Below are 7,819 nucleotides of genomic sequence, written 5' to 3'. Positions count from 1 at the left end.
GGGCCGGACCGGAGCGCCACGACGGCGGCACCGGCCGGGCCCGACGGGCCGTAACGTTTCAGCGCACCGGATCCACGGGGTCCGTGCCATCGGCGGCGGGCGCGGCCTCGACCGGGCGCGCCGGGTTCGGGACGCCAGCGGTGGGCGCGGTGCCGACAGCGGTGGCGAGCAGCCGCTCCAAGGAGACGGCGATGCCGTCCTCCTCGTTGGAGGCGGTCGTCTCGTTCGCCACGGCCATCAGATCGGGATGGGCGTTGGCCATCGCCACGCCATGGGCGGCCCAGCCGAACATCGGTATGTCGTTGGGCATATCACCGAAGGCGATCGTGTCCGCCGCGCGCAGTCCCAGACGGCGCGCCGCCACGGAGAGCCCGGTGGCCTTGGAGAGGCCCAGCGGAAGGATCTCCACGATCCCGGGACCGGCCATCACCACGTTCACCAGAGCGCCGACCGTCGTCCGGGCGACCTCGGCCAGGGCGTCGTCGTCGAGGGTCGGATGCTGGATGTAGATCTTGTTCACCGGGGCGGCCCACAGCTCGCTCTCGTCGTTGAGCGCGACATAGGGGAGCGGCCCGTCATGGACCGCGTAACCGGGGCTGGCCAGCACCTCGCCGTCGAGCCCGTCCCGGCTCACCGCCAGCTCCAGCGCGCCCACCTCGGCCTCCAGCAGGGCGAGGGCGCGCCCCGCCACCTGCCGGTCGAGCGTGAGCGAGGTCAGCAGCCGCCGTTCGCCCGCGTGGTAGACCTGGGCGCCCTGACCACAGATCGCGAGTCCCTCGTACCCGAGGTCCTCCAGTATGTGGCGGGTCCAGGGCACCGAGCGCCCGGTGACGACGATATGAGCCGCTCCCGCCGCCGTGGCGGCGGCCAGCGCCGCCCGGGTGCGCGGGGAGACGGACCCGTCGCCACGGAGCAGCGTTCCGTCGAGGTCCGTGGCGATCAGGCGGTACGGGAAGGGGTCGAGGCTCACCGGGCGACCGGCTCCAGGAGCTCCCGACCGCCCAGATAGGGCCGGAGCACCTCGGGCACCCGCACGGATCCGTCGGCGAGCTGGTGGTTCTCCAGCAGCGCCACGATGGTGCGCGGCACGGCACACAGGGTGCCGTTCAGCGTCGACAGGGGGCGCGCCTTCTTGTCCTCACGCATCCGGATCGACAGCCGTCGGGCCTGGAAGCTGTCGCAGTTGGAGGCGGAGGTCAGCTCGCGGTACTTGCCCTGGGTGGGGATCCACGCCTCGCAGTCGTACTTGCGTGAGGCGGAGGCCCCGAGGTCACCGGTGGCCACGTCGATCACCTGGAACGGCAGCTCCAGGGAGTTCAGCCACTGCTTCTCCCACTCCAGCAGCCGCTGGTGCTCGGCCTCCGCGTCCTCCGGGGCGACATAGGAGAACATCTCCACCTTGTCGAACTGGTGGACGCGGAAGATGCCCCGGGTGTCCTTGCCGTAGGTGCCCGCCTCGCGGCGGTAGCAGGGCGAGAAGCCGGCGTAGCGCAGGGGGAGCTTGTCCGCCTCGATGATCTCGTCCATGTGGTACGCGGCGAGGGGGACCTCGGAGGTGCCGACCAGGTAGTAGTCGTCCTTCTCCAGGTGGTAGACGTTCTCGGCGGCCTGGCCGAGGAAGCCGGTGCCCTCCATGGCGCGCGGACGCACCAGTGTGGGGGTGAGCATCGGGATGAACCCGGCCTCGGTGGCCTGGGCGATGGCCGCGTTGACCAGTGCCAGCTCCAGCAGGGCGCCGACCCCGGTCAGATAGTAGAAACGGGAGCCCGAGACCTTGGCGCCGCGCTCCATGTCGATGGCGCCCAGCGTCTCGCCGAGTTCCAGGTGGTCCTTGGGCTCGAAGCCCTCGGCGCCGAAGTCGCGGATCGTCCCGTGCGTCTCCAGGACGACGAAGTCCTCCTCGCCGCCGACCGGGACGTCCTCGTGGACCACGTTGCCGAGCTTCAGCAGCAGCCGCCGGGCCTCCTCGTCGGCCTCGTGCTGCGCCGCGTCGGCCGCCTTGACCTCGGCCTTGAGCTGCTCGGCGCGGGCCAGCAGCTCGGTGCGCTCCTCGGGGCTCGCCTTGGAGACCAGCTTGCCGAGCGACTTCTGCTCGGAGCGCAGTTCGTCGAAGCGGAGGCCGGACGACCTGCGCCGTTCATCGGCGGCGAGCACGGCGTCGACGAGCTCGACGTCCTCTCCACGGGCGCGCTGGGAGGCGCGAACACGGTCGGGGTCCTCACGGAGCAGGCGAAGGTCAATCACCCCACCAGGCTACCGGTGCGGACTCCGGTCCTCGGTACAGGCGAGCGTCCCACATTGTTTTTGAGCCGAATCGATGGCATTTGCCGGATTTATTGAGCGGTTTATCGTGTGCGGGAACTCTCCGTGATCGTCGCGGTGTCCCCGTGAGCGTCGTGATCGATATCGGTTCCGGCTTTGCGGGTGATCGGCGGCGGCGTCAAACGATAGCCGTGGCGTTCGCCGGAACGGGTAAGGGGTGGCGGCCGGAATTGACTCATCTCCCCTGGGGGGCGGGTCACTTGTGGTGGCGTTGTCCACAGGGGGGCGACCTTCCGAAAAGTTATCCACAGGCTGTGTGGGAGAACTGTGGATCACCGGTGGCGATCATTGTGGACGGTCGATACGGAGGAGGGAATTCCCCTCCCAAACCACCACTACACGCTCATTCGGGTGAGAATTGCTCACCTTAACGAGTTGATCAATGAAATCGAGATGACGGACGGATGGCCGGGTCCGCCGGGCACGGCGGGGCGGTCTGTGGACGAGGGAGGGCCAGGAGGGGCGATTTGTCGACCATGTCGCGCCGCGTTGTCGACTTGTCCCCAGGTCGAGAAGTGAGCCTGTGGATAACTCTGTGGATGATGACAATCAGCAGGTAGGACAGTTCCGGTCAGAGGCCGGAGGCGGCCCGGCCGGAGGTCACGGCCGGGCGCGGGGGCGAAGGGGCCAGAGGCCAGGCGCGGAGGCCCAGGCGCCGGTGGCGGAGGCCGGGCGCCCGGAGACCGGGCACTGGGCCACCGGGCGTCAGACTCCGGGATGGCGCACCGCGGGAGTGATGCCGCCGGACGGGACGCGTCGGCCGCGGGACGGGACACGTCGGCCGCCACGCGCCAGAGCCGTCAGACGTGCCACAGAGCCGCTGGGCGCGCCACAGAGGTGACGCGTCCGGCGGCCGAGGCCCGTCAAGATCTCAGACGCGTCCGTCCTGGCAGCGGGCCAGCCAGTCCGAGGCCTCCGTGAAGGCGGTGTCCGAGGTGCCGGGGCGCGGGCTCGGCACCGTGTCCGGGGAGACCCCGGCACGGGGGTAGGACCCCAGGAAGCGCACCGGGCAGATCCGCTTCAGTCCCATCAGTGCCTCGCCCACCCTCCGGTCGCTGATATGACCCTCGGCGTCCACCGCGAAGCAGTAGTTCCCGATCCCCTGGCCCGTCGGCCGGGACTGGATCAGCATCAGGTTCACCCCGCGCACCGCGAATTCCTGGAGCAGCTCCAGCAGGGCGCCGGGGTGGTCGTTGCGCTGCCAGATGACCACCGACGTACGGTCCGCGCCGGTCGGCGCCGCCGGGCGGGCCGGACGGCCCACCAGGACGAAGCGCGTCTCCGCGTTCTCCGCGTCGTGGATCTCGGTCACCAGCGGTTCCAGGCCGTAGGTCGCCGCCGCGAACTCCCCCGCGAAGGCCGCGTCGTACTGTCCGTCGCGCACCAGCCGCGCGCCGTCCGCGTTGGAGGCCGCCGACTCCCACAGGGCGTCGGGGAGATGGGTCCGCAGCCAGTTGCGGACCTGGGGCTGGGCGACCGGGTGGCCGGTCACCGTCTTGATGTCGGCCAGCGTGGTGCCGGGCCGTACCAGCAGCGCGAAGGCGATCGGCAGCAGCACCTCGCGGTAGATCATCAGCGGCTCACCCGCCGCCAGTTCGTCGAGGGTGGCGGTGACCCCGCCCTCCACGGAGTTCTCGATCGGTACGAGAGCGGCGGCCGCGTCCCCGTTGCGTACGGCGTCCAGGGCCGCGGGCACGGACACCATCGGAACGAGCTCTCTGGTGGCGGCCTCCGGGAGCGTGCGCAGGGCGGCTTCGGTGAACGTGCCTTCCGGGCCGAGGTAGGTGTAGCGCGTGGCTGACATACCTCGCACCCTACTGGCCGCCTCCCGGACGCCCCGCGTGTCGGATCCGGCCCGGGCCGGGCCGGATCCGACACGCGGGGGCATGGCGCCGGACCACCCGGGGCCAGGGCTCCACGGTGCGTACGCACTCCCTGGTGACGCACACACGTCCTGGGCGACGTACACGCTCCCAGGAGACGGCCGGAAGCCTCAGTGGTCGCTAGGCCTCCAGGAGCCGCTGACCCACGTACTCCCCCTTCCGGGCACCGCCCGGCACCGCGTACAGACCACTCGCCTCATGCCGTACGAACGGGGAGAGGGCGTCACCCCGGTCCAGCTTCCGCTGCACCGGTACGAAGCCCCGCAGCGGATCGGCCTGCCAGCAGACGAAGAGCAGCCCCGCGTCCGGGGTGCCGTCCTGGCCGTAGCCGTCGTGGTACGAGAAGGGCCGCCGCAGCATCGCCGCGCCCCCGTTCTGCGCGGGCGCCGAGATCCGCGCGTGCGCGTTGGACGGGATGACCGGCATGCCGTCCGCGCCGCGCGCGTCGAGCGCCAGCGGTGCCGTCTCGCTCCCCCCGGTCAGCGGCGCGCCGTCGGACTTACGGCGCCCGATGACCGCCTCCTGGTCGGCGAGCGGGAGGCGGTCCCAGTCGTCGAGGAGCATCCGGATCCGGCGGACGACCGCGTACGAGCCGCCCGCGAGCCACTCCGGCGCCCCCGTCGTGGTCCCGGTGGCTTCCGTGCCGTCCTCGCCGCCCGGTACGAAGACGCGCGCGGCGAAGTCGGGATCGGACGGCCGGGGGTTGTTGGTGCCGTCGACCTGGCCCATCAGATTGCGGGTGGTCATCGGGCGGGCCGTGGCACCAGGGGAGCGGTTGAAGCCCGTCATCTGCCAGCGCACCCTGGCCGTGGGGGCGGCGGCCTTCTGGAGCGCGCGCAGCGCGTGGAAGGCCACCAGGCCGTCGTCGGAGCCGATCTGCACCCACAGATCGCCCTCGGAACGGCGGGCGTCGAGCTGGTCGGCCGAGAAGGCGGGCAGCGGGTCGAGCCCGGCCGGGCGTCGGGCCACCAGGCCCGTCCGGTCGAAGAAGGTCCGTCCGAACCCGAAGGTGACGGTCAGCGACGACGGCCCGGCGTCCAGGGCGACGCCCGAGTCACCGTCCGGCGCCGGGCGTCCCGCCATCAGCTCGGCCGCCAGCGCCGACCAGCGGCGCATCAGGGCCGCCGCCTCCTTACGGCCCGCCCGGGGCACCAGGTCGAAGGCGGCGAGATGGCCGTGGGCCTGCGGCGGTGTGGTGATCCCGGGCTGGTGCGTGCCGTGGAAGCCGACTTCGGTGGCGCCGACCGTCACCAGCGCGGTCGGCGCGTCATCGGCGACAGCGGCACGCGCCGCCGCGCCCCCGGCCGCGCCGAGCGCCAGACCGGCCGCGCCGGCCGCGCCCGCCGTGCCCAGCAGCCGTCGCCGCGAGACTCCGGGCGCGGGGCGCGCGCCCTCGGCCGTGGGCACCGGGGCCGCTTCTTCTGTCACGAGGTGATCCGATGTCATCGGGTGCTCAGCCGATCCTCACGGTCGTGTCGATGGTCGTCTGGTCGATCTCGGAGGTGCGGACGGTCACCTGGAGCAGCCAGGACCCCGGCATCGGGATCTGTACCGACGCCTTGGTCCAGTGGCCGGGCGCCAGTCGGTCCGGGGTGATCGGCAGCGGGCCGATCGCCTTGTCCTCCAGGGTGAGCGCGAGCCTCAGCTCGGGGGCGTCCAGCGGTGTGCCGTCGGGCCGGGTGGCCCACACATGCAGCTCGTTGCCGCCGGGCGCGGCCGGGCCCAGGGTCAGCCGGACGGTCCCCTTGCCGTTGTCGCCGCCCGTGTCGAAGGGCAGCGACAGCTCGACGGGCCCCTGGGGCGCGCGCGGGGCGCCCCCGACGGCCGCCGGTCCCGCCTCCTGCTGGGTGCGGGCCGGTTCGGTGGTCGTCAGGGTGGTGGTCACCGCGAGGAGGACGATGGCCACCGTGGCCTCGATGAGGACGGAACGGCGCAGTCCGGACCGTACGGGATCGGCGTCCCGCGCCTTCTTCCGGCGCGCGGTGGCCACGGCCGCCCGCTGCCGGGCGAGCTGGGCGACACGCGACGGGTCCGCCGTACCGCCGGAGAGCGGCGCGGAGTCCGGGGCCGGTTGCTGTGCCGGTTCCTGTACGGGTTCCTGTGCCGGTACGGAATCCGCCTCCTGAGGGGACGCGTTCGGTGGACGCGCCTCCTGGGAGGCGGGTTCACCGGGACCGGTGGTGGCGGACCCGCCCGCGTCCGGCCGCCCGCCCGGACCCGCGCCCGATTCCGCCGTGCCCGCCGGTTCCGCCGGGTCTTCAGTGTCTCCGGCAGGGCCCGTCGCCGTCCGCGGCAGCCGGGCCGTCCAGCGCCGGGAGAACCAGGCGACGGCCACCATCACCACCACCAGGCCGACCTTGGCCAGCAGCAGCTTCCCGTACTCCGTACCGGTCAGCGCCGACCAGGAGCCGACCTGGCGCCAGGACTGGTAGAGCCCGGTGAGGGCCAGGACGACGACGCTGACGAAGGCGGCCCGGGAGAACCTCCGTACCGCCTCCGGCTCGATCGACGGCGCGCGGTGGAGCGCCGTCAGGAGCGCCACGAGCCCGCCGAGCCAGACGGCGACGGCCAGCAGGTGGACGATGTCGACGGGGATCGCGATCTGGGGCTGGAGACCTGTGGAGGCGTGCTCCGAGAGCGCCCAGGTGGCGGCGATGCCCGTGACCACGAGTCCGCCCCCCACCGAGAGCCCCACGGTGAGGTCCTTGCGCCCGCCGCGTGCCTCCTGTCCCTCGTCCACACCGTGCTGGCCGGGGGAGTCCCTGCGTACGTACGCGCCGAAGAGGACCGCGATGAAGAGCGCGGCGGCCCCGAGCAGCAGCAGCCGGGAGACCAGCGCGGCCCCGGTCCTGGTCGCGAGGACGTCCTGGAGGCCGACGAGGTCGAAGACGTCACCCAGCCGCCCGGAACCGGTGTACGGAACGCGCAGCATCAGTGCCGCGAGCGTGGCCGCCGTGAGCGCCAGCCAGCCGTGCACCACCAGCCGCTGCACCGGCCGCACCGAGGCGCCGCGCGGCCAGCACAGCAGGATGAACGCGGCGGCGCCCACCATCAGCGCGTACCCCGCGTAGGCGGCGTAGCGCGCGACGTCGTAGAGCACGCCGACCGCGCCACCGCCCTGGGTGCCGTCCCCGACGGAGACCGTGGTCGCCGAGGGCGCGCCGATGGAGAAGGTGAACGCGCCCGCGATCGGATGGCTGTCGGCGGAGATCGCCTTCCACGCCACGGTGTAGGTGCCGTCGGGGAGGCCGGGCAGCAGGCCGACCGCGTAGGAGGCCGTGCCCGTACGGGAGAGATCGCTGACGGTGGCCGCGTCGGCGCGTTCGCCGCTGGGCTCCAGTACCCGGATCGAGTCCTTCCCCATGCTCATCGGCTCGGAGAAGGTGAGGGTGACCCGCTGGGGGGCGGTGGCGACCACCGCCCCGTCCGCGGGGTCGCTTCCGGTGAGGGTGGCGTGCGCCGCCGCGGGCCCGGCCGTGGCGAGCAGCGTGCCGAGGGCCGCCACCATCAGCAGCACGGCGGTGAGCGGCCACCGCGCGGCCCGGGGGAGCGGGCGGCCCGTGAGCGCTCCACGGGCCGCCGCCGATGTCGTCGTGAGTGTCGTCGTCATGGTC

5 protein-coding genes are annotated in these 7,819 nt (G+C 72.6%); all 5 read right to left on the bottom strand.

Annotation, left to right across the window (positions count from 1 at the left end):
* Positions 1 to 58: 58 nt before the first annotated feature.
* Positions 59 to 970: an HAD family hydrolase gene (locus tag ACFVIM_RS02860; protein ID WP_384297594.1), complete on the bottom strand. Its 912-nt coding sequence runs from the start codon at positions 968 to 970 to the stop codon at positions 59 to 61.
* A complete protein-coding gene (gene serS / locus ACFVIM_RS02855; RefSeq protein WP_384297593.1) occupies positions 967 to 2,244 on the bottom strand; it encodes a serine--tRNA ligase in 1,278 nt (425 codons plus the stop codon). Before serS ends, ACFVIM_RS02860 begins: the two co-directional genes overlap by 4 nt.
* A gap of 949 nt (positions 2,245 to 3,193) precedes the next feature.
* A complete protein-coding gene (pheA, locus tag ACFVIM_RS02850; RefSeq protein ID WP_384297591.1) occupies positions 3,194 to 4,126 on the bottom strand; it encodes a prephenate dehydratase in 933 nt (310 codons plus the stop codon).
* 199 nt (positions 4,127 to 4,325) lie between these two features.
* Positions 4,326 to 5,651, bottom strand: coding sequence for an iron uptake transporter deferrochelatase/peroxidase subunit (efeB, locus tag ACFVIM_RS02845; RefSeq protein ID WP_384297590.1), 1,326 nt, complete (start codon positions 5,649 to 5,651; stop codon positions 4,326 to 4,328).
* 7 nt (positions 5,652 to 5,658) lie between these two features.
* On the bottom strand, positions 5,659 to 7,815 hold the full coding sequence (locus ACFVIM_RS02840; RefSeq protein ID WP_384297589.1) for a copper resistance protein CopC: 2,157 nt from the start codon (positions 7,813 to 7,815) through the stop codon (positions 5,659 to 5,661).
* Positions 7,816 to 7,819 lie beyond the last annotated feature (4 nt).

The organism is Streptomyces sp. NPDC057638, assembly GCF_042800315.1.
Classification (GTDB): domain Bacteria; phylum Actinomycetota; class Actinomycetes; order Streptomycetales; family Streptomycetaceae; genus Streptomyces.
The sequence above is the reverse complement of the archived record's forward strand: the minus strand, read 5'-3'. Positions and strand labels throughout refer to the sequence as shown.